Below are 20,312 nucleotides of genomic sequence, written 5' to 3'. Positions count from 1 at the left end.
ACACGACCACCCGCCTCGCATAAATGATCGAAAAGATCCAGCCATCCCCGTTCACAGCGGGTTAGCCGATATGAGGCGGTACGGACATTGCGTGCGAGTTAACGCAGAACTACGCGAATGAAACGTCGGCTAACAGAATTCCTTCTCGATCACGGGCCCCGGCTCGCCCGTCCAGTCCGCGTTGAGATTGAGGGCGAGGGCATGGCGTCCGTCCGCCGTCGTCACGGCCGAGGACGTGGAGCCGTGGATGCCGCCGTCGTGGCCCCAGACGTGGACACCGCAGGTCAGCCTGGTGTCCATCAGGCCGAGGCCGTAGCGGACGTTCGGGACTCCGTCGATCTTCACCGTCGTCTTCATCTCCTTCAGCTGGCGCGCCGGCAGGAGCTTTCCGCGCAGCAGGGCGCCGTAGAAACGGTCCAGGTCCGCGGAGTCCGAGATCATTTCGCCTGCCGAGGAGGCGAGGGAGGGGTTGAGGGTCGTGACGTCGTACGTCGGGCCCGTCGCCGCCGCGGCGAGTTTGGAGTAGGCGCGGCTGCTCGGCCGCGGGACGGTGACCCTGGTGCCGGGGACGGAGGTGGCCGTCAGGTGCAGGGGGGCGATGACGCGGCGGTTGATCTCGGTGGCGTAGGAGCGGCCCGTCACCTTCTCGATCACCATGCCGGCCAGGACGTAGTTGGTGTTGGAGTAGCTCCAGGACGTGCCCGGCGCGAACTCCGGCTCGTGCCGCATCGCGATCGCCACCAGGGTGCCCGGGGCGAGGGTGTCGTAGCGGTGCCGGAAGAAGCCGTCCTTGAGGAAGTGGGCGCGGCCGAAGTCGTCGTCGGACGTGTAGTCGTAGATGCCGCTGGTGTGGTTGAGCAACTGGCGGACGGTGATGCGGCGGCCGTCGTGTCCGTGACCGCGCACCGTGCCGGGCAGCCACCGGTCGACCTTGTCGTCCAGGGAGAGCCGGCCCTCCGCCTCCAGCTGGAGCAGGACGGTGGCCACGAAGGTCTTGGTGATGCTGCCGACACGGTAGCGGTCGGCGGCCGAGCGGGGCTTGCCCGTGCGCAGGTCGCCGACGCCCGCCGTGGTGGACCAGGTGCCGTGGGCGTCCCGCACGGTGGCGGTCACGCCGGGTACGCCGGCCTCGACCGCCGCCTCGATCGCCTCGCGGGTGGCCGAGTGGCCGCCGCCGGAGTGGCGTGCCGAAGCGGCCGCGGCCGGGGCAGCCAGGGCCGCCGTGATAAGCAGGGCGGTGCTGCCCACGAGAGTCGCGCGTACGCGCATGTGTTCCCCCAACCGGTGATGTGTGGTGCGGTCGGGGGTAGGGACCCGGGGGTGCGGCGGGAGGGTTGCCCCGGTGGGGTCGGTTGAGTGACTTTCAGCCTTTCTTGGTGGATCACGGGGGCCGGGGCGGGCACGGAGTGGATCGCGCGGGGCCGGGGCGGGCACGGAGTGGATCGCGCGGGGCCGGGGCCGGTCACTCCTCGTTCATCTACTGGGGCAGGGGAAGGTCCTTCAGGCGTCCGTGCGGGGGGCGTTCGCGCCACAGCCGCAGGGCCACGTCGACCAGGCGTACGCGGGTGAGCCCGGGCACGGCGTCCAGGTCCTGCCAGGCGGCGAAGTCGGTGGAACCGCCGATCTCGTACCGGAGTTCGCCGCCGGTCACCTCGCCCTCGTAGACGATGCGCAGCCCGTGGTGGTCGGTACGGCGCAGCGGGCGCCCGCCGGGGAAGACACGCCGGGAGGAGTCGACGCCGAGGAGACCGGTCACCTCGATGCGGTAGCCGGTCTCCTCGGTGACCTCGCGGCGGACGGTGTCGTACGGGTCCTCGCCGTGCTCCATGCCGCCGCCGGGCAGCACCCACTCGGGCGTGCCGTCGGGTCCCGGTGAGCGGGCGAGCAGGATCTGTCCGTCACGAACGCACACGGCGTAGGCCGCCACCCTCAACTTCCTTCGCATTCCCTGACGTTAGCGGGCGGATTGGCCGGTGAGTACTGCGGCGGGGACCAGCGCAGCGGCAGGGCGGCCGGGGTCCGGCGGGCCTCGGTGAGGGTGAAGCGGACGGCGCGGGTGCCGTCGGGGGCGAACTCGGTGCGGGCCTCGCCGGTGAGCTGGAGGGTGGTGCCCGTGTCCCAGTCCAGGAAGAGCAGGCCGGCGCGCGGGTCGGCGCGCAGGTTGCCGAGGCTGAGGAACATGGCGTTGCCGGAGTAGTCGGGCCAGGCCAGCTCGCGCGGTGAGGTGACGCGGACGAAACCGGGGTTGCCGCCGCGATGGCTGACGTCGGCGCCGGCGTCGTGCGTGGTGGCGAGGAAGAAGGTGTCGGCCGCGCGGATCGACTCCGCCGAGGAAGGGTCCAGTTCGGTCAGCCGGCGGGGGGTGCCCGGGACCCGGTCGGCGACCACCTCGTACGACTCCCTGCGCTGGATGTACTGGGGGCAGTTGGAGAAGACCCGGTCGGCCTCGACGGCGAAGCCCCGTGCCGTCGGCCTCAGCCTGCCGTTGAGGCGCATACGGCGGCGGGTGCGGGGGTCCAGGGCGATGGTGCCGATCGGGGTGCCGGGGGTCCTCAGGGCCGTGGCGAGCGGGTCGGGACCGTCGTTCGGGAACGGGGCGCGCCGCGGGGGAAGGGCAGGGGCGCCACTTCGCGCCCACCCGCCGGACCCCCGCCCGGCACCGGTGTCCACGGACATCTGCCGGGGCCCGGTGGCCCGGACGAAGCCCGGGGGCCCCGTGAGCGGTGAGGCCCACACCCGCCCCGTCCCCGGGTCCGCCGCCCCCACCACCAGCAGGGGCTGGAGCTCCAGGAAGGCCGCGGCGACCACCTTGATGTCCTGACCCAGGGAACGCCCCACGTGGTCGGCGCGCTCGCGGACGCCGACCAGGTCCTGCACCGCCCGCGAGCCCGCGTGATAGACGCCCATCTCTAGAAGAAGCCGCAGGTGGGGGCGGAGGCGTAGGGGGCGGGGGCGTCCCCGGCGCCGTGCGGTACGGAGATCTCCAGACGGGTGCCGTCGGGGTCGTGGAAGAAGATCCCGCCCGAGGCCGAGCCCTCGCGGTGGGCCACCACGCCGTCGTGGGCGAACTCCACGCCGGCCGCCCGCAGTGCCGCCTCGTACGCGCGGACCCGGTCCACCGAGTCGACGGTGTAGGCGAGGTGGTGCAGTCCGGCCCGGCCGCCGTCGTACGGCTCCCGCGCCTGCTGCCAGAGGGTGAGGACGAGCTCGCCGCCGTCGCCGTGGCCGCTGCCGTCGCCGTGGCCGCTGCCGTCGCCGAGGAAGGCGTAGCGCCGGCCGTCCTCCTCGCCCGCGGAGAGCAGGGCGAAGCCGAGGACGTCCCGGTAGAAGGCGAGCGAGCGGTCGAGGTCGGTGACGTTGAGGCCGGTGTGGCCGGTGCGCAAGCTCATGGTTCTCCCCTTCGACGTGCCTGCCGCGCAGGCATCTCTAACCGTCGTCAGCCACAGTAGAAGGTTAGTTCCGACCCGGTCAACCGGTCACGTACGCTTGACCGGTTAGTCGAGGAGGAATGCCCGATGTCCACCGCCCGAGACCCCCGCCCGCTCACCGGCGAGCCCCTCGCGCTCGATCTGCTCAACACCCGCTGGAACAGGGACGGCGTCACCCAGGACCTGCTCGCGGACCCGGCGGGGCTCGCGGTGTGGCTCGACGGCAACGGGCTGGCCGGCACCCACCCGGCCGACGCGGAGGTGCTGCGCCATCTGCGCACGGCGCGCGAGGCACTCAAGGCCGCGGTGGACGGGTCACCGCGGCAGGCGGCGCCGCTGGTGGACGCCGTACTGGAGCACGGGCGCATCCGGGCCCGGCTGACCGCCGGCGGTCCGGCCGAGGAGCCCGAGTTCGCCGACCCGTCGTGGGCCCCGGCCTGGCTCGCCGCCCGGAACTACCTGGAGTTGCTCACGCGGGCTCCGGAGCGGATCCGCACCTGCGCCGGCGGCAGCTGCATCCTGCACTTCTACGACACCTCCCGGAACGGCACCCGCCGCTGGTGCTCGATGGCCGCGTGCGGCAACCGGGCGAAGGCGTCCCGCCATTACGCGCGTTCGAAGGACAACTGAGTAAATACCAGGCTATCGACGCCTGAACCGCTCAAATCCCATCGCGGGTTTTCCCCATACGTTCATCTCGTTTCGGTCAACGGTCCCCAAATTCCGGACCCTTCGGTAAAGCTGAGCGCTCTCGTCCGCTCGTTCCTTTACCTGAGGGATGCCGATGACCCACACCCCCGAGCGTGATCCCATATCCGGCCCGAGACGCCTGGCCCGCATAGCCGTGGCCGTGGGCGTGGTGGCCGCCCTCTCCGCGGCGGGACCGATACCCCTGGCCCTCGCCGCGGACACTTCCCCATCGCTCGACGCGCGGGAGGTGTCCCCCTCCGCCCCGGCCGCCGGCCAAGGCGTCAAGTCCGCTCATGACAAGCTCGGTTCGGACGACGCCGACGCGCTCGCCGCGGCCAAGGCCGACGGCGCCAAGAACATCACGATGATGATCGCGACCGCCCCGGGGCAGACCGAGCAGGTCGCCCGGGAGCTGGACGCGGTCAAGGGCGGCTCGGTGGGCCGCAGCTACGACAAGGTCGGTTACGTGCGGGCCACCGTGCCCACCGGCAAGGCCGACGCGGCCATCAAGGCGGCGGCGGGACTCTCCTCGGTGCACGCCATCGACCTCAGGCGGGAGATCCCGCTCGACGACCCGGCGCCGGGCGCGGACACCGCCGCCAAGTCCGCGAAGGCGACGGGGGCGTACCCGGCACCGGGCAGGAACACCCCGGCGGAGAACCCGTACAACCCCTCCTTCGAGACCGGAGCCGTCGATTTCGTCGACGCGCACCCGAAGGCGGACGGCCGCGGTGTCACCATCGGCATCCTCGACTCCGGCGTCGACCTCGGCCATCCGGCGCTGCAGAAGACCACCACCGGCGAGCGCAAGATCGTCGACTGGGTCACCGCGACCGACCCGATCCTCGACAGCGACGGCACCTGGCGCCGGATGACCAACCCGGTCAGCGGGCCGTCCTTCAGCTACGGCGGCGCGGCCTGGACGGCGCCCGCGGGCGACTACCAGGTCAGCCTGTTCCGCGAGTCCGCGACGGCCGGCGGCGACGCCAAGGGCGACGCCAACCGCGACGGCGACACCACCGACGCCTGGGGCATCCTCTACGACCCGGCCGCCGGCACCGTCCGCGTCGACCTGAACAACAACCTCGACTTCACCGACGACGCACCCATGAAGCCGTACAAGGACGGCTACCAGATCGGGTACTTCGGCACCGACGACCCGAAGACCGACGTCGTCGAGCGGCAGCCGTTCGTCGTGCAGATCCGCAAGGACGTGCCCACCGACCCGTACGGCGGCGACTGGGTCGGCAAGAAGGCCGACTTCGTCAACATCGGCGTCATCGAGTCCGAGCACGGCACGCACGTGGCCGGCATCACCGCCGCCCACGGACTGTTCGGCGGCAGGATGAACGGCGCCGCCCCGGGCGCGAAGATCGTCTCCTCCCGGGCCTGCACCTGGACCGGCGGCTGCACCAACGTCGCGCTCACCGAGGGCATGATCGACCTCGTCGCCAACCGCGGCGTCGACATCGTCAACATGTCGATCGGCGGCCTGCCGGCACTGAACGACGGCAACAACGCGCGCGCCGAGCTGTACACCCGGCTCATCGACACCTACGGCGTCCAGCTGGTGATCTCCGCGGGCAACTCCGGCCCCGGCGCCAACACCATCGGCGACCCCGGCCTCGCGGACAAGGTGATCTCGGTCGGCGCGGCCATCTCCAAGGAGACCTGGGCCGCCAACTACGGCTCGGCCGTCGCGAAGAAGTACGCGATGATGCCCTTCTCCTCGCGCGGCCCCCGTGAGGACGGCGGCTTCACCCCGACGCTGAGCGCGCCCGGCGCCGCGATCAACACCACGCAGACCTGGCTGCCGGGCTCCCCGGTCGCCGAGGCGGGCTACTCGCTGCCGGCCGGCTACTCGATGCTCCAGGGCACCTCGATGGCCTCCCCGCAGGCCGCCGGCGCCTCCGCGCTGCTGCTGAGCGCCGCGAAGCAGAAGGGCATCGACCTCACCCCGGCCAAGCTGCGCACGGCGCTGACCTCGACCGCCGACCACATCAAGGATGTGCAGGCGTACGAGGAGGGCGCGGGTCTGATCAACATCGTGGACGCGTGGGACGCCATCCGTGACGACGCCACCGCCCACGACTACACGGTCAAGGCCCCGGTCGACACCGCGATCGACTACGCCCTGAAGACCCCGGGCTTCGGCACCGGCCTCTACGACCGCGAGGGCGGCCTGAAGGCGGGCCAGAAGAAGACGTACGACGTCACCATCACCCGCACCTCCGGCCCGGACAAGGCCGTCCGGCACGAGCTGCACTTCGAGAACAACGCCGGGCACACCTTCCGGATCGTCGGCGACGACGTCGTCGGGCTGCCGCTGAACCGGCCGGTGACCGTCAAGGTGCAGGCCGCCCCGGAGTCGGCGGGCATCAAGAGCGCGATCCTGGAGGTCGACGACCCGAAGACCGAGGGCATCGACAGGCAGGTCCTCTCCACCGTCGTGGTCTCGGACCCGGTGCGCTACACCCAGTCCGCCACCGGTTCGGTCCAGCGCAACAGCACGCGGTCGTACTTCCTGACCGTGCCCGAGGGCGCGACGTCGCTGGAGGTCGCGATCGGCGGGCTGAAGGACAAGAGCCAGACCCGGTTCATCGCCATCCACCCGTACGGCGTCCCGTCGGACAACACCGGCACCCCGTACTGCTACAACAACTACCTGGACGGCAACGGCTGCAAGCCCGACGTGCGCTCGTACGCGGCCCCGCAGGCCGGCGTCTGGGAGGTCGAGGTCGAGGCGCGCCGCACCTCACCGCTGCTCGACAACCCGTACAAGCTGGACGTCACCGTCCTCGGCGCGGCCTTCGACCCGGAGACCGTGACCGTCCCCGAGGCCAAGGCCGGCACCCCGGTGACCGCCTCCTGGAAGGTGACCAACAAGTACGCCGCGCTGGACGGCAAGCTCGTCGGCGGCCCGCTCGGCTCCGCCAAGTCGGCCCGGCCGGCCATCAAGGAGGGCGAGACGCAGACCAGCACGGTGGTCGTCCCCGCCGGTGCGACCTCGCTCGACGTCGCCATCGGGGGCGTCTCGGACACGGCGGCCGACCTGGACCTGACGGTGTACGACGCGTCCGGCAAGGAGGTCGGCAAGTCCGCCGACGGTGATGCGGAGGAGGCGGTCTCGGTGCCGTCCCCGGCCGCCGGCACCTACACCATCGAGGTCGTGGGCTACTCGGTCCCGTCCGGCTCCACCGACTACGACTACCGGGACGTGTTCTTCTCCTCCGCGCTCGGTTCCGTCACGGTCGGCGACTCGGCCCCCGTCGAGCTGGGCACGGGCGCGTCGGCGACGGTGACCGGCCAGGTCACAGCCGCCGCCGAGGCTCCGGCCGGCCGCGAGTTCTTCGGCCGGGTGCAGCTGGTGAACGCGCACGGCACGGTCGTCGGCGTCGGCAGTGTGAAGATCGAGAAGGTCACGCCGTAACGGGCTGACGCGAAGGTCACGCCGTAACGGGCTGACGCGAAGGTCACGCCGTAACGGGGTGACGCGAAGGGGAGGGGCGGGTGGCCTGACGGACACCCGCCCCTCTTCCTTGCTCGTCCCGGTTCTTCTCCGCCCCACCGGGCCGGGTCCGGTTTCTCTTCGTCCCGCCCGGCCGGCCCCGGCTCTTGCTCTTCCCGCCCGGCCGGGCCCGGTTCTTCCTCCTCCCACCCGGCCGGGCCCGGTTCTTCCTCTTCCCGCCCGGCCGGGTCCGGCGATCCGGGGGTCCGGTCGGGACGGCTCCCTCCCGGCTCAGGAGGCGTCGTCGGAGGGGCAGGACAGAGCGCGGGAGCCGGGCAGGGCCTCGGTGATCCAGGCGCGCTCGGCGGCCACGCGGGCGTCGCCGACGGCCCACAGGCTCGCGTACCGCTCGCCCCGAGCGACCGTGACGAGCGCGTGCTGTCCCGTGCGCGGCGCCGGCCACGCGCCCGCGTCGAGCAGGAAGCCGACCTCGGCCGGGCCGTGCGCGGGCCGGTAGGAACGGCTCACGGTCAGCGTGACCCGGCTCCGGGCGGAGTCCTCCTGCCGCTCCACCCGCGTCACCGTTCCCTCCACGACCAGCCGGGAGCAGGCCAGTTCGCGTTCCGGGTCCGCCGGCCGCTCGCCGGTTGCGGACGTGCCGCTCGCGGCGTCGGCACTCTTGGACGCGCCGCCGTCGTCGTCCGTCAGGCCACCCTGCGTCACCAGCCGGCCGAAGCCCAGGGCCAGGGAGAACACCGCGACACCGGCGAGCGAGCCGAGCGCGATCCGCACGGCCCGACGGGGCCCACTCGCCCGCCCCGGCCGCGGCGGACGGGCCGGCCGGGCAGGGCGGACACGGCGGACACGGCTCCGGGGGCGGCGAGGGCGAGCAGAAGCCCCGGCCCGCACGGCACCGCTGACCACCGCCGTCCCTCCAACCGCCGCATCACCGACCGCCGGTTCTCCGGCTGCCGGTTCTCCGGCTGCCGCGTCACCGGCCCCCGGCTCTCCGACCTCTGTCCCTCCGGCCTCCGCATCCCCGGCCGCCGCATCACCGGTCCCCGGCTCTCCGACCTGCGTCCCTCCGACCTCGGTTCCGGCCTCCGCATCCCCGGCCGCGACCGCCGTCTCCCCGGCCACCGCGCCTCCGACCACGACGCCCCCGGCCGCCGCGTCCCCAGCCGCCCTGCCCCGGGCCACCGCGGCCCCGGACCGCTCCTCCCCCTCCTCTCCCGTCAGTGCCTCGGCCAGCCACGCCAGTCGGTCCCGCAGCACCGCCACGTCGGTCTCGGCCGCCCGGTGTTCGGCGAGGAAGGCGGGGTCACGGTGGGCCTCCTCGGGCAGCGGGTCGCCCGTGATCGCGGCCATCAGCGCGTCCATCCCGTCGTACTCCTCGCGGTTCCCGTGCTTCCTGTAGTCCTCGCGGTTCCCGTGGTCCCCGTACTCCTCGCGGCTCCCCTTGTCCTCGCGGTTCCCTTGCCCCTCGTGGTTCTCCTGCCTCCCGTACGCCCCGTTGCCCCCGGCGTTTGCGGCGTCCCGCGCGTCCTCGTGTTCGGCGGGCATGTCACACCACCTCGTCCCCGTGCAGCCGGTCGCGCAGCGCGCGGACCGCCGTGTGCAGCCTGCTCTTCACCGTGCCCTCCGGGACACCCAGCTCCTCGGCGATGCCCCGCACCGGCAGGTCGGCGAAGAAACGCAGCACGACCACCTGCCGCTGGGCGGCCGGCAGCTCGTCCAGGCCCCGGGCGACGGCGAGGGAGAGCAGGCTGGTCTCCTCGCCGGAGGGGTGCGCCGGCTCGCGCAGCGCGGCCAGCCGCTCCCCCAGCCGTTCCTGGCGCCGCTTGGCCCGGTGCCAGTCCATGGCCAGATTGGAGGCGACCACCGCGGCCCACGCCGACACGTCCCGCGGTGCCTCGCGACCGCTCGCCGTCCGCTCCAGCAGCCGCAGCCGTACCTGCTGTACCCCGTCCGGCAGGTCGGACTGCGGCACCCCGCCGAGCGCGAGCACCGCCCGCACCCGCCGTTCCTGGGCCGCGTCCAGCGGATCGTCGCCGGCAGGGCCGGGTATGCCGGTCCCACCGGTCCCACCGCTCCGGTCCGTGCCGACGACGGACGATCCCTGGTCGCGGCGCGCCTTTCCGCGCAGCACAAGCCACCCCCTCACGCGTTTGCCCCTACGACGCGGCCGCGAGCCGAAACGTTCGGCCCGGCGGAGCCGGTCGCCGAGGCGTACGTCACACCTTCGTATGGCCGGAGCCCGCACGGGCAGGGGCGGGACAGCACAGCTTCCGGCGCGGGCCCACCGCGGAGGGAATTTCTGCAGCTCAGCGGCGTGCCAGGTGGACATACGGAACCGTATGCGGGGAGATCGTGTCCCATTCCTCGGGCACGGGCTGCAAAGAATTGGACAGCTGGACCGGGGTCGGCCGCATCATGGAAAAGCCCCGGTCAGGCAAGAGACATACAGAGGGAGTCGCTGTGAGGGTCGGAATCGTCGGAGCCACCGGTCAGGTGGGCACGGTCATGCGCAGGATCCTCGTGGAGCGGAACTTCCCGGTCACGGAGCTGCGCCTGTTCGCCTCGGCCCGTTCCGCCGGGTCCGTGCTGGACGGCGTGACGGTGGAGGACGCGACGACCGCCGACTACACCGGCCTGGACATCGTGCTCTTCTCGGCGGGCGGCGCGACCTCCAAGGCGCTGGCCGAAAAGGTGGCCGCGCAGGGCGCCGTCGTGATCGACAACTCCTCGGCCTGGCGCAAGGACCCCGAGGTCCCGCTGGTGGTCTCCGAGGTGAACCCGCACGCGATCGCCGACCGTCCCAAGGGCATCATCGCCAACCCGAACTGCACGACGATGGCGGCGATGCCCGTGCTCAGGCCGCTGCACGAGGAGGCCGGTCTGGAGGCGCTGGTCGTCGCCACCTACCAGGCGGTGTCCGGCTCGGGTCTCGCGGGCGTGGCCGAGCTGCACGGCCAGGTGCAGAAGGTGGCGGCCGAGGCCGACAGGCTCACCCACGACGGCTCGGCGGTCGACTTCCCCGAGCCGCAGGTCTACAAGCGCGCCATCGCCTTCAACGTGCTCCCGCTGGCGGGCAACATCGTCGACGACGGTCTGAACGAGACCGACGAGGAGCAGAAGCTGCGCAACGAGTCCCGCAAGATCCTGGAGATTCCCGAGCTGAAGGTCTCCGGCACCTGCGTGCGCGTGCCGGTCTTCTCCGGCCACTCCCTCCAGGTCAACGCCCGGTTCGCGCGCCCGATCTCCCCGGAGCGTGCCACCGAGCTGCTGGCGAAGGCGCCGGGCGTCGCCCTCTCCGACATCCCGACCCCGCTGCAGGCGGCCGGACAGGACCCGTCGTACGTCGGCCGTATCCGCCGCGACGAGACGGCGCAGAACGGTCTCGCCCTGTTCATCTCCAACGACAACCTCCGCAAGGGCGCCGCGCTGAACGCGGTGCAGATCGCGGAGCTGGTGGCGGCGGAGCTGTCCTCGAAGGCGAAGTAACGCACCTACGCGGCACAGGGGCGGTCACGGTCACGTGGCCGCCCCTTCCGCGTGACGGCCCGGGATGAGGGCCGCCGCCCCCGCGAGAACGCGCCTGTGACCAGTACGGCGGTCAGGGCCACTCCGTCCGCCGGTGGCCGCAGGCCGGCGCGCACCTCCCGCGTGACCTGACCCTGTCCAGGTGAGCGGGGCGTGAGCCGTTCGAGATGCCGAGCGATCGATGGGCGGCTAGCGTGTTGGAGGAGGGCCGCGATCGGGCGGTGTGCCCCGCCATCGGCGAGTGCCCTGTTCACCGGGGCCGGCAGCCCCACCGGCACAGGCCGTGCCTGTCGCCCCCACAGCAGCACCCAGGACCGCGCAGTGCGCGTTCGCACCGCGTCAGCGGCCATCGCCCCCGTACCGGAAACCCCCACGAGGGCGTCGAAGGAAGGTAGGCCCATGAAAGCACAACGCGTGAGGCGTCTCTTCGCGATATCCGCGGCCGGCGTTCTCCTGGCCGGCGGCGCCACGCTCAGCGTGGCGGGTACGGCCTCGGCCGCGACCCCGCACCAGGTCACCACCAACCGCGGCTGCGGCTGGTACGGCAACTGCGGCGGTTACGGTTACGACTTCTTCGGCAACGGCTTCCGCAACGGCTTCTACGGCACCGGCGTCGTAGTGGTCGTGGTGGGCTGATCGCGGTCGCGGACCCCGCGTCCGCCACGCCCGGACCGGAGCCGGACGGGCCTCTCGCCCGTCCGGCTCCGGCATGCCCGCGGGGCCTAGAGGCTCCGGTCCGACCTTTCCGACCTTGGGGCTCCGGTCCGTCGGTGCTCAGGACCCGCGCACCTCGTACAGGAAGCAGCCGTACTCCACCGCCCGGACGTGCACCAGGGCCACCTCCGGGTCGTCGAAGGCCGCCGCGAGGGCGGGCGGGAAGTCGTCCGGATCCGCCACCAGCCGGCCGCCGAGGATCCGGCCGTCGGCCGAGTAGCGGCGCAGCGTGCGGTGGTCGTTGGTGAACGGCAGGACCCCGCCGGCCGGGCCCGGGCACTCCTCGGCGTGGATGAAGACCGGTCCCTGCTCGTCGTAGGCGCCCGGGTCGGCGCCCGTCTCGGCCGCCCAGCGGCGCAGCGGCGCGTACGAGACGAGAGCGATCCGCTCCCCGGGGGTGCTGTGGCGCAGACAGCAGCGCAGGGGCGCGCCGCCCTCCGCGTCGGTGAACGGGGCCATGGGCCGGCCGGCGTCGTCCGCAGTGCGCAGCTCCTTGAGGGCCGCGGGGGCGATGGGGTGTGCGATGTGCGTCGTCATGCCCTCAGGGTCCCGCCGCGCCACCGTGCCCACCGGCGGGATAAGGACATCGCGTTCCGCGCGGATCCCATGGAAGGATGGCGCAACCGACACATAACGAGGAGTTGACCGGGTGCCTGGCACAAATCTGACTCGCGACGAGGCGCGGCAGCGGGCCGAGCTGCTCTCCGTCGACTCGTACGAGATCGATCTCGACCTCTCCGGCGCGCAGGAGGGCGGGACCTACCGGTCCGTGACCACGGTGCGCTTCGACGTGGCCCGCGGCGGTGCCGAGTCCTTCATCGACCTGGTCGCCCCGGCCGTCCACGAGGTGATCCTCAACGGCGACCAGCTGGACCCCGACGAGGTCTTCGAGGACTCGCGGATCGCCCTGCCGGGACTGCTGGCGGGCCGCAACGTCCTGCGGGTCGTCGCGGACTGCGCCTACACCAACACCGGTGAGGGCCTGCACCGCTTCGTGGACCCGGTGGACGAGCAGGCATACCTGTACACCCAGTTCGAGGTCCCGGACGCCCGCCGCGTCTTCGCCTCCTTCGAACAGCCGGATCTGAAGGCCACCTTCCGGTTCACCGTGAAGGCGCCCGAGGGCTGGACCGTCGTCTCCAATTCGCCGACCCCGGAGCCGAAGGACCACGTCTGGGCCTTCGACCCGACCCCGCGCATCTCGACGTACGTCACCGCGCTGATCGTCGGCCCGTACCACTCCGTGCACAGCGTGTACGAGAAGGACGGCCGGTCCGTCCCGCTCGGCGTGTACTGCCGCCCCTCGCTCGCCGAGTTCCTCGACTCGGACGCGATCTTCGAGGTGACCCGGCAGGGCTTCGACTGGTTCCAGGAGAAGTTCGACTACGCCTACCCCTTCGAGAAGTACGACCAGCTCTTCGTGCCCGAGTTCAACGCGGGTGCCATGGAGAACGCGGGCGCGGTCACCCTCCGGGACCAGTACGTCTTCCGGTCCAAGGTGACCGACGCGGCCTACGAGATGCGGGCCGCCACGATCCTGCACGAGCTGGCCCACATGTGGTTCGGCGACCTGGTCACCATGGAGTGGTGGAACGACCTGTGGCTGAACGAGTCGTTCGCCACCTACGCCGAGGTCGCCTGCCAGGCCGCCGCGCCCGGCTCGAAGTGGCCGCAGGCGTGGACCACGTTCGCGAACTCGATGAAGACCTGGGCGTACCGGCAGGACCAGCTGCCGTCCACGCACCCGATCATGGCGGAGATCCGCGACCTGGACGACGTGCTCGTCAACTTCGACGGCATCACCTACGCCAAGGGCGCGAGCGTGCTCAAGCAGCTGGTGGCGTACGTCGGCGAGGACGAGTTCTTCAAGGGTGTGCAGGCGTACTTCAAGCGGCACGCGTACGGCAACACCCGCCTGTCCGACCTGCTGGGCGCCCTGGAGGAGACCTCCGGCCGCGACCTGAAGACCTGGTCGAAGAAGTGGCTGGAGACCGCCGGCATCAACGTCCTGCGGCCCGAGATCGCCACCGGCACCGACGGGGTCATCACCTCCTTCGCCGTCCGCCAGGAGGCCCCGGCACTGCCGGCCGGCGCCCAGGGGGAGCCGACCCTGCGCCCGCACCGCATCGCGATCGGCCTGTACGACGTCGACGAGGCGAGCGGCAAGCTGGTGCGCACCGAGCGGATCGAACTGGACGTCGACGGCGAGCTGACGGCCGTGCCGCAGCTGAGCGGCAAGCGCCGCCCGGCGGTCGTCCTGCTCAACGACGACGACCTGTCCTACGCCAAGGTCCGCCTGGACGAGGAGTCGCTGAGGACCGTCACCGAGCGCCTCGGTGACTTCGAGGCGTCCCTGCCGCGTGCCCTGTGCTGGGCGTCGGCCTGGGACATGACGCGGGACGCCGAGCTGGCCACCCGCGACTACCTCGCGCTGGTGCTGTCCGGCATCGGCAAGGAGTCCGACATCGGCGTCGTGCAGTCCCTGCACCGCCAGGTGAAGCTGGCCATCGACCTGTACGCCGACCCGGCCGCCCGGGACGCCCTGCTGACCCGCTGGACGGACGCGACGCTGGCCCACCTGCGCGCGGCCGAGCCGGGCAGCGACCACCAGCTGGCCTGGGCACGCGCCTTCGCGGCGTCGGCCCGGACGCCGGAGCAGGTGGACCTGCTGGACGCCCTGCTGGACGGCGCGACGACCATCGAGGGCCTGGCCGTCGACACGGAGCTGCGCTGGGCCTTCGTGGAGCGGCTGGTGGCCGTCGGGCACTACGACGAGGCGGACATCGCGGCCGAGTACGAGCGGGACAGGACGGCGGCCGGTGAGCGGCACGCGGCCACCGCCCGCGCGTCCCGTCCGACGCCGGAGGCGAAGGCGGAGGCGTGGTCCTCGGTCATCGACTCCGACAAGCTGCCCAACGCCGTGCAGGAGGCCGTGATCAGCGGCTTCGTGCAGACGGACCAGCGGGAGCTGCTCGCGCCGTACACGGACGCGTACTTCGAGGTCCTCAAGGATGTCTGGGAGGCCCGTTCGCACGAGATGGCCCAGCAGATCGCCATCGGCCTGTACCCGGCGGTCCAGGTCTCCGCGGAGACCCTGGCCAAGACGGACACCTGGCTGGCCGCGGCCGAGCCGAGCGCGGCCCTGCGCCGCCTCGTCTCGGAGTCGCGCTCGGGCATCGAGCGCGCGCTGAAGGCCCAGGCGGCGGACGCCGCGGCGGCCTAGCGGGACGTCTGTGGGGGGCGCTCGGTGCCGCACCGGGCGCCCCCCGTCTGTCCCCACACCCCGGACGTGCCCGCCGTGGGCGGTGTGTCCCGGAGCCGCGTGGCGCCGCCGTCGGCGGTGTCCCGGAGGGCTCCGAGCAGTCCGTCCTCACACCCGGGTGGCGCCGCCGTCGGCGGTGTCCCGGAGGGCCCTGAGCACCCGGCGCACCGCCCGTCCGGACTCCCCGCCCTTGCGTACGGCCGCCACCACGTGCCGTACCGGCCGGTCCGGGCCCAGTTCCCGCAGGACCACGCCCGCCCGTCGGCCGGCCGCCATGCGCATACCAGCGCGACGCCCATGCCCGCCTCCACCATGGCCAGGATCGCGGTCCAGCCGGAGGCCGAGTGCCCCTGGCGGGGGCTGAAGCCGGCCGCCTCGCATGAGGGTGTTTAGGGCGCCCGCTCACGGTCACGCGACTGATGAGAGCCGAACTGCCGGCGAGCGCAGATCCCGCCCGCCCGTGAGATGGGGCGGGCCCGGGGCGTCCCGGCACCGCCTCGCCGGACGCACCCTCGCGTGCGACGCGCACGCGATCGCCCAGTGCACGAGGAAAGGCGTACTCATGACGGAGTTCCACCCCGCCACCACCACGGACTCGGGCGCGCCCGTCGAGAGCGACGAGCACTCACTCACCGCGGGTCCCGGCGGGCCCATCCTGCTCCAGGACGCCTACCTGATCGAGCAGATGGCGCAGTTCAACCGGGAGCGGATCCCCGAGCGCCAGCCGCATGCCAAGGGAAGCGGCGCCTTCGGTCACTTCGAGGTGACCCACGACGTCAGCGCCTTCACCAAGGCGGCCCTGTTCCAGCCGGGTGTCCGCACCGATCTGGTCGTCCGTTTCTCGACCGTCGCGGGCGAGCGCGGCAGCCCGGACACCTGGCGCGACCCGCGCGGCTTCGCGGTGAAGTTCTACACCAGCGAAGGCAACTACGACATGGTCGGCAACAACACGCCGGTGTTCTTCGTGAAGGACCCGATGAAGTTCCAGCACTTCATCCGGTCGCAGAAGCGCCGCGCGGACAACAACCTGCGCGACCACGACATGCAGTGGGACTTCTGGACCCTCTCCCCGGAGTCCGCCCACCAGGTCACCTGGCTGATGGGCGACCGCGGCATCCCGCGGACCTGGCGCCACATGAACGGCTACACGTCCCACACGTACATGTGGATCAACGCCGCCGGTGAACGCTTCTGGGTCAAGTACCACTTCAAGACCGACCAGGGCATCGAGTTCCTCACCCAGCACGAGGCCGACCAGATGGCCGCCGCCGACACGGACTACCACACCCGGGACCTGTTCGAGCACATCCGGGACGGCGACTTCCCGAGCTGGACCCTGTACGTCCAGGTGATGCCGTACGCGGAAGCCGCGGACTACCGCTTCAACCCGTTCGACCTGACCAAGGTGTGGCCGCACGGGGACTACCCGCTCATCCCCGTCGGGCGCATGACGCTCGACCGGAACCCCACCGACAACCACGCCCAGATCGAGCAGGCGGCCTTCCAGCCGAACAACTTCGTCCCCGGCATCGGCCCGAGCCCGGACCGCATGCTGCTGGCCCGGCTGTTCTCGTACGCGGACGCCCACCGCTACCGCATCGGCGCCAACTACCAGCAGCTCCCGGTGAACGCCCCGGTCGTCGACGTCCACACGTACTCCAAGGACGGGGCGATGGCCTACCGGAACACGACCGACCCGGTCTACGCCCCCAACTCCAAGGGCGGCCCCGCGGCCGACACCGAGCGCTACGGATCCCCGCCGAGCTGGGCGGTCGACGGCGAGATCACCCGCGCCGCCTACGTCTCCCATCCGGAGGACGACGACTGGGGGCAGCCCGGCACCATGGTGCGCGAGGTCCTGGACGACGCCGCCCGCGACCGGCTGGTCGACAACGTCGTCGGTCACCTCCTCAACGGAGTCACCGAACCGGTCCTCGAACGTGCCTTCACCTACTGGTCGAACATCGACGAGACCATCGGCAAGCGCATCGCCGACGGCGTACGCGCCAAGGCCGGCGAGAAGGATCCGAAGGCCGCCGAGCAGGCGAACCCCGCGCGACGCTCCATGCAGGAGAAGGCGTGAAGCCCGCCCAGCGCTCCACGCACGAGAGGGCGTGAACCCCGCGCGGTGAGGAGTCGTCAGCGGCGGGCGCCCGCGCCGAGCACCACCCCGGCCAGGACCAGCGCCAGGCACAGCAGTTGAGGCCATCCGGTGTGCTCGCCGAGCACGGCCCAGGACAGCAGGGCCACGAAGGACTCCAGCAGGACGTACCGGGCGTGGCGCCGGAACAGGTGCCCCTGCTGCCAGGTCCGCCGGGCACCGAAGGGGGCGAGGGCGAGCAGTGCGATCACCCAGCGCCAGAACGCGTGCTGGACGGGCGGGACGCTGTCGTGCAGGCCGCGTGCGGTGACGAAGCTGCCGGACCGGACGACCGTGGCGAGGGCGGCACAGGCGAGGCCGACGAGAGCGGCGGCCCGCCCCGGGTGAGTGGGGCGGGCCGCCGGGGCGGTGGGGGTCCGGTGTGCGGCTGCGGTCACAGGGGGCCTTTCCGTACGGGGGATCGGGTGGATGCCCCTACCGTCGCCGCGCCGGAACTGTCAGGTCCATCGAATCTTTGCGACTGTTCCTTTCAGTCCGCCTGAACGATCGCACCTCCCCGCCTCCGAGCTGTCCCGCCACCGTCGCTGCGAACGCCAGCGCCATGCCCATCGTCTGCACCGGTGTGAGCGCCTGGCCGAGGGCCGCCCAGCCGACGACCGCCGCCGTCAGCGGGGACAGCGGGCCGAGGAATCCGGCCTGGGTCACGGTGAGCCGGCCGATCCCGCGGAACCAGAGCCAGTAGGCGACGGCCGTGTTGGCCAGGGCGAGATAGAGGTAGCCGCCGACGGCACGACCGTCGAGGGCGGGCGGGGCGCCCTCGGTCAGGGCCGCCAGCGGTGCGATGAGCAGTCCGCCCGCGGTGAGCTGCCAGCCGGTGAGCGCCAGCGGGCCGACTCCGGCGGGGCGGCCCCAGCGCTTGGTCAGCACGGTGCCGGTGGCCATGGCGGCGGTGGAGGCGAGGGCCGCGAGGACGCCGATGAGGTCGAGTGCCCCGGCCCCCTTCAGCACGACGAGGCTGACGCCGAACGCGGCCACCACCCCGGTGAGCAGTGTGCGGGGGGCCGGCCGCTGACCGAGCAGCAGCGCCGAGAGCCCGACGACGAGCAGCGGGCCGACCGAGCCGACGACCGCCGCCATGCCGCCGGGCAGGCGGTACGCCGCGACGAACAGCAGCGGGAAGAAGGCTCCGATGTTCAGCGCCCCGAGCACGGCCGCCTTGGCCCACCAGGCGCCGCGCGGCAGCACCCGGGTGACGGCGAGCAGGAGCAGCCCGGCGGGCAGGGCGCGCATCAGGGCCGTGAACAGCGGGCGGTCCGGCGGCAGGAACTCGGTGGTGACCGCGTAGGTGGTTCCCCACGAGACAGGGGCGAGCGCGGTGACGGCTATGACGGCGGTGGTGGCGGTCGCCGAGGATCCGGCCGGGCGGAGGGTGGCCATGGAGGGCTCCTGTCGAATGGGGCACGCGTTTGATCGCTGATAAGTAGCTTAGCGCTAAGCTACTTAGAGTCAAGTGGCTTGCTTGCGGACAAGCGGAACACCGTCGATACTCACCGCATGCAGTCACAACCAGCGGACTCCGTCGACGCGATCATCGAGCAGTGGGCGCGGGTGCGGCCCGACCTGGACACCCGGGCGATGGAGGTCTTCGGCCGGATCTTCCGGCTCTCCCGCGCGATGGGCGACCGGATGGAGAAGGCGTACAAGCCCTACGGCATCTCGCGCGGTGAGTTCGACGTCCTGGCCACCCTGCGCCGCTCCGGCGAGCCCTACGCCCTCTCACCGCGCCAGCTGTCGGCCGCGCTCATGCTCACCACCGGCGGGATGACCGGCCGTCTCGACAAGCTGGAGCGCGCCGGACTGCTGCGCCGCTCCCCCGATCCGCACGACCGGCGCGGCCTCCAGGTGACCCTCACCGAGGAGGGGCTGCGGCTGATCGACGAGGCGGTGGCCGCGGGCCTGGCGGAGGAGAGCGCCGCCCTGACCGCCCTGAACGCCGAACAGGCCGACCAACTGGCCGGCCTGCTGCGGGAGTTGCTGAACGCGACGCCCGAGTAGCCGACGAGCCGCCTGGGCCCGCGTGCCGGGGGGTGCCCCTATCAGCGTGACCCCCGCGGGTGGGGGTTTGCAGAAGTCCCCGTCCCGGAGCATCGCGCACAGGACGTCAGCCCGGCGTCTGGCGGGACAGAGCAAGGCCTGAGTGTGGTGGATCCCCTGGGCGATGGTCGGCCGGCGCCGACGTGCCCCGTGAGCCCGCGGTGAGTTTCCGGTGAGCCCTCGCCGCGACTGTTGGGTCATCGCCGGATCCGCCGCGGACCGGCCATCGGACAGGGAGCGACGATGAACGTTCTGACCGGCAAGACGGCACTGGTGACCGGCGGCTCGCGGGGAATCGGCCGGGCGGTCGCGCTGCGGCTGGCGGCCGAGGGCGCGCTGGTCGCCGTCCACTACGGCGGCAACGACCAGGCGGCCAAGGAGGTCGTGGGGCAGATCGAGGAAGCGGGCGGCCGGGCGTTCGTGATCCGAGCGCGGTTCGGCGAGGCCGGCGCGGTGGACCGGCTGTTCGAGGAACTGACCGTGGGGCTGGCGGGGGCCGGGCTGGACATCCTGGTCAACAACGCGGGCATCAGCTCGGGCAACTCGATCTCGCAGGTCACCGAGGAGGAGTTCGGCAGGCTGATGGAGATCAACGTCGCTACCCCGTTCTTCGTGGTCCAGCGCGCGTTGGCACTGCTGAACGAAGGTGGACGCATCATCAACATGGGCTCCACGGCCAGCCGGTTCGCCGTCTCCACCCAGATCGGCTACACGATCAGCAAGGCGGCGCTGGAGTCGATGGCACCGTCGCTGGCCAACGAGCTCGGCCGTCGCGGCATCACGGTGAACACGGTCGCGCCGGGCGCCGTGCGGACCGACATGACCGCGGGCTACACCTCCGTCCCCGAGGTGGTGGCCGCGCTGGAGTCGATCACCGCGCTGGGGCGGCTGGGCGAGCCGGAGGACATCTCGGACGTCGTTGCGTTCCTGGCCGGTCCGCAGGGCCGCTGGGTGACCGGTCAGACCCTCGACGTCTCGGGCGGGACCTTTCTCGGCCCGATCACCCCTTGATCCTTCTCGCCGATGAATAAT

Annotated in this window: 17 protein-coding genes and 1 pseudogene; 8 read left to right on the top strand and 10 right to left on the bottom strand. The window is 72.0% G+C overall.

Going from position 1 to position 20,312, the window contains the following annotated elements:
- Positions 1-129: 129 nt before the first annotated feature.
- The 4 genes from ACIGYR_RS09280 to ACIGYR_RS09265 all read right to left on the bottom strand — a co-directional run bounded on the left by ACIGYR_RS09280 (position 130) and on the right by ACIGYR_RS09265 (position 3,389).
- Positions 130-1,269 carry a serine hydrolase domain-containing protein gene (locus ACIGYR_RS09280; protein ID WP_399596056.1) on the bottom strand — a complete coding sequence of 380 codons (1,140 nt, stop codon included), beginning with the start codon at positions 1,267-1,269 and terminating at the stop codon, positions 130-132.
- A 208-nt stretch (positions 1,270-1,477) separates the two neighbouring features.
- Positions 1,478-1,945 carry an NUDIX hydrolase gene (locus ACIGYR_RS09275; protein WP_391845537.1) on the bottom strand — a complete coding sequence of 156 codons (468 nt, stop codon included), beginning with the start codon at positions 1,943-1,945 and terminating at the stop codon, positions 1,478-1,480.
- Entirely contained in the window at positions 1,930-2,907 is a 978-nt protein-coding gene (locus tag ACIGYR_RS09270; protein ID WP_399596058.1) for a pyridoxamine 5'-phosphate oxidase family protein, read from the bottom strand. The genes ACIGYR_RS09275 and ACIGYR_RS09270 overlap by 16 nt, the downstream gene beginning before the upstream one ends.
- A gap of 2 nt (positions 2,908-2,909) precedes the next feature.
- A complete protein-coding gene (locus ACIGYR_RS09265) occupies positions 2,910-3,389 on the bottom strand; it encodes a VOC family protein (protein ID WP_399596060.1) in 480 nt (159 codons plus the stop codon).
- A gap of 126 nt (positions 3,390-3,515) precedes the next feature.
- Between ACIGYR_RS09265 and ACIGYR_RS09260 the strand changes: the two genes are divergently transcribed.
- Both ACIGYR_RS09260 and ACIGYR_RS09255 read left to right on the top strand, forming a co-directional pair.
- Positions 3,516-4,058, top strand: a complete 543-nt coding sequence (locus tag ACIGYR_RS09260) for a CGNR zinc finger domain-containing protein (protein WP_399596062.1) — start codon at positions 3,516-3,518, stop codon at positions 4,056-4,058.
- Positions 4,059-4,212: 154 nt separating this feature from the next.
- Positions 4,213-7,548 carry a S8 family serine peptidase gene (locus ACIGYR_RS09255; protein ID WP_399596064.1) on the top strand — a complete coding sequence of 1,112 codons (3,336 nt, stop codon included), beginning with the start codon at positions 4,213-4,215 and terminating at the stop codon, positions 7,546-7,548.
- A 309-nt stretch (positions 7,549-7,857) separates the two neighbouring features.
- On the opposite strand, the gene ACIGYR_RS09250 is transcribed toward ACIGYR_RS09255, so the two are convergent.
- Positions 7,858-9,129, bottom strand: a complete 1,272-nt coding sequence (locus tag ACIGYR_RS09250) for a hypothetical protein (protein WP_399596066.1) — start codon at positions 9,127-9,129, stop codon at positions 7,858-7,860.
- A 1-nt stretch (position 9,130) separates the two neighbouring features.
- On the bottom strand, positions 9,131-9,715 hold the full coding sequence (locus ACIGYR_RS09245; protein ID WP_399596525.1) for an RNA polymerase sigma factor: 585 nt from the start codon (positions 9,713-9,715) through the stop codon (positions 9,131-9,133).
- Between the two features lie 329 nt (positions 9,716-10,044).
- On the opposite strand from ACIGYR_RS09245, the gene ACIGYR_RS09240 reads away from it, so the two are divergent.
- A complete protein-coding gene (locus ACIGYR_RS09240) occupies positions 10,045-11,070 on the top strand; it encodes an aspartate-semialdehyde dehydrogenase (protein ID WP_399596068.1) in 1,026 nt (341 codons plus the stop codon).
- A 438-nt stretch (positions 11,071-11,508) separates the two neighbouring features.
- The gene (locus tag ACIGYR_RS09235; protein WP_391845527.1) at positions 11,509-11,745 is read left to right on the top strand and encodes a hypothetical protein; all 237 of its coding nucleotides are present in this window, start codon (positions 11,509-11,511) and stop codon (positions 11,743-11,745) included.
- Positions 11,746-11,883: 138 nt separating this feature from the next.
- On the opposite strand, the gene ACIGYR_RS09230 is transcribed toward ACIGYR_RS09235, so the two are convergent.
- On the bottom strand, positions 11,884-12,360 hold the full coding sequence (locus tag ACIGYR_RS09230; RefSeq protein WP_391845525.1) for a DUF1203 domain-containing protein: 477 nt from the start codon (positions 12,358-12,360) through the stop codon (positions 11,884-11,886).
- A gap of 112 nt (positions 12,361-12,472) precedes the next feature.
- On the opposite strand from ACIGYR_RS09230, the gene pepN reads away from it, so the two are divergent.
- Complete coding sequence (pepN, locus tag ACIGYR_RS09225; protein ID WP_399596071.1) at positions 12,473-15,046, top strand: aminopeptidase N; 2,574 nt, start codon at positions 12,473-12,475, stop codon at positions 15,044-15,046.
- Positions 15,047-15,193: 147 nt separating this feature from the next.
- Here the strand turns inward: pepN and ACIGYR_RS09220 are convergent.
- A pseudogene (locus tag ACIGYR_RS09220) lies at positions 15,194-15,474 on the bottom strand (LysR substrate-binding domain-containing protein); the annotation flags it as partial.
- Between the two features lie 173 nt (positions 15,475-15,647).
- Here ACIGYR_RS09220 and ACIGYR_RS09215 point away from each other — a divergent pair.
- Positions 15,648-17,168, top strand: coding sequence for a catalase (locus ACIGYR_RS09215; protein WP_391845521.1), 1,521 nt, complete (start codon positions 15,648-15,650; stop codon positions 17,166-17,168).
- Positions 17,169-17,224: 56 nt separating this feature from the next.
- Here ACIGYR_RS09215 and ACIGYR_RS09210 read toward each other — a convergent pair whose 3' ends face one another.
- A complete protein-coding gene (locus ACIGYR_RS09210; RefSeq protein WP_399596073.1) occupies positions 17,225-17,623 on the bottom strand; it encodes a hypothetical protein in 399 nt (132 codons plus the stop codon).
- Positions 17,624-17,660: 37 nt separating this feature from the next.
- The gene (locus tag ACIGYR_RS09205) at positions 17,661-18,623 is read right to left on the bottom strand and encodes an EamA family transporter (protein WP_399596075.1); all 963 of its coding nucleotides are present in this window, start codon (positions 18,621-18,623) and stop codon (positions 17,661-17,663) included.
- Between the two features lie 117 nt (positions 18,624-18,740).
- Between ACIGYR_RS09205 and ACIGYR_RS09200 the strand changes: the two genes are divergently transcribed.
- Both ACIGYR_RS09200 and ACIGYR_RS09195 read left to right on the top strand, forming a co-directional pair.
- Positions 18,741-19,241, top strand: coding sequence for a MarR family winged helix-turn-helix transcriptional regulator (locus ACIGYR_RS09200; protein ID WP_399596077.1), 501 nt, complete (start codon positions 18,741-18,743; stop codon positions 19,239-19,241).
- Between the two features lie 282 nt (positions 19,242-19,523).
- On the top strand, positions 19,524-20,291 hold the full coding sequence (locus tag ACIGYR_RS09195; RefSeq protein WP_399596080.1) for an SDR family NAD(P)-dependent oxidoreductase: 768 nt from the start codon (positions 19,524-19,526) through the stop codon (positions 20,289-20,291).
- Positions 20,292-20,312 lie beyond the last annotated feature (21 nt).

Source organism: Streptomyces sp. NPDC053076, from assembly GCF_044546845.1.
In the GTDB taxonomy this organism is placed as follows: Bacteria; Actinomycetota; Actinomycetes; order Streptomycetales; family Streptomycetaceae; genus Streptomyces.
Note: the sequence above shows the minus strand (reverse complement) of the source record. Positions and strands in the feature narration are given on the sequence as shown.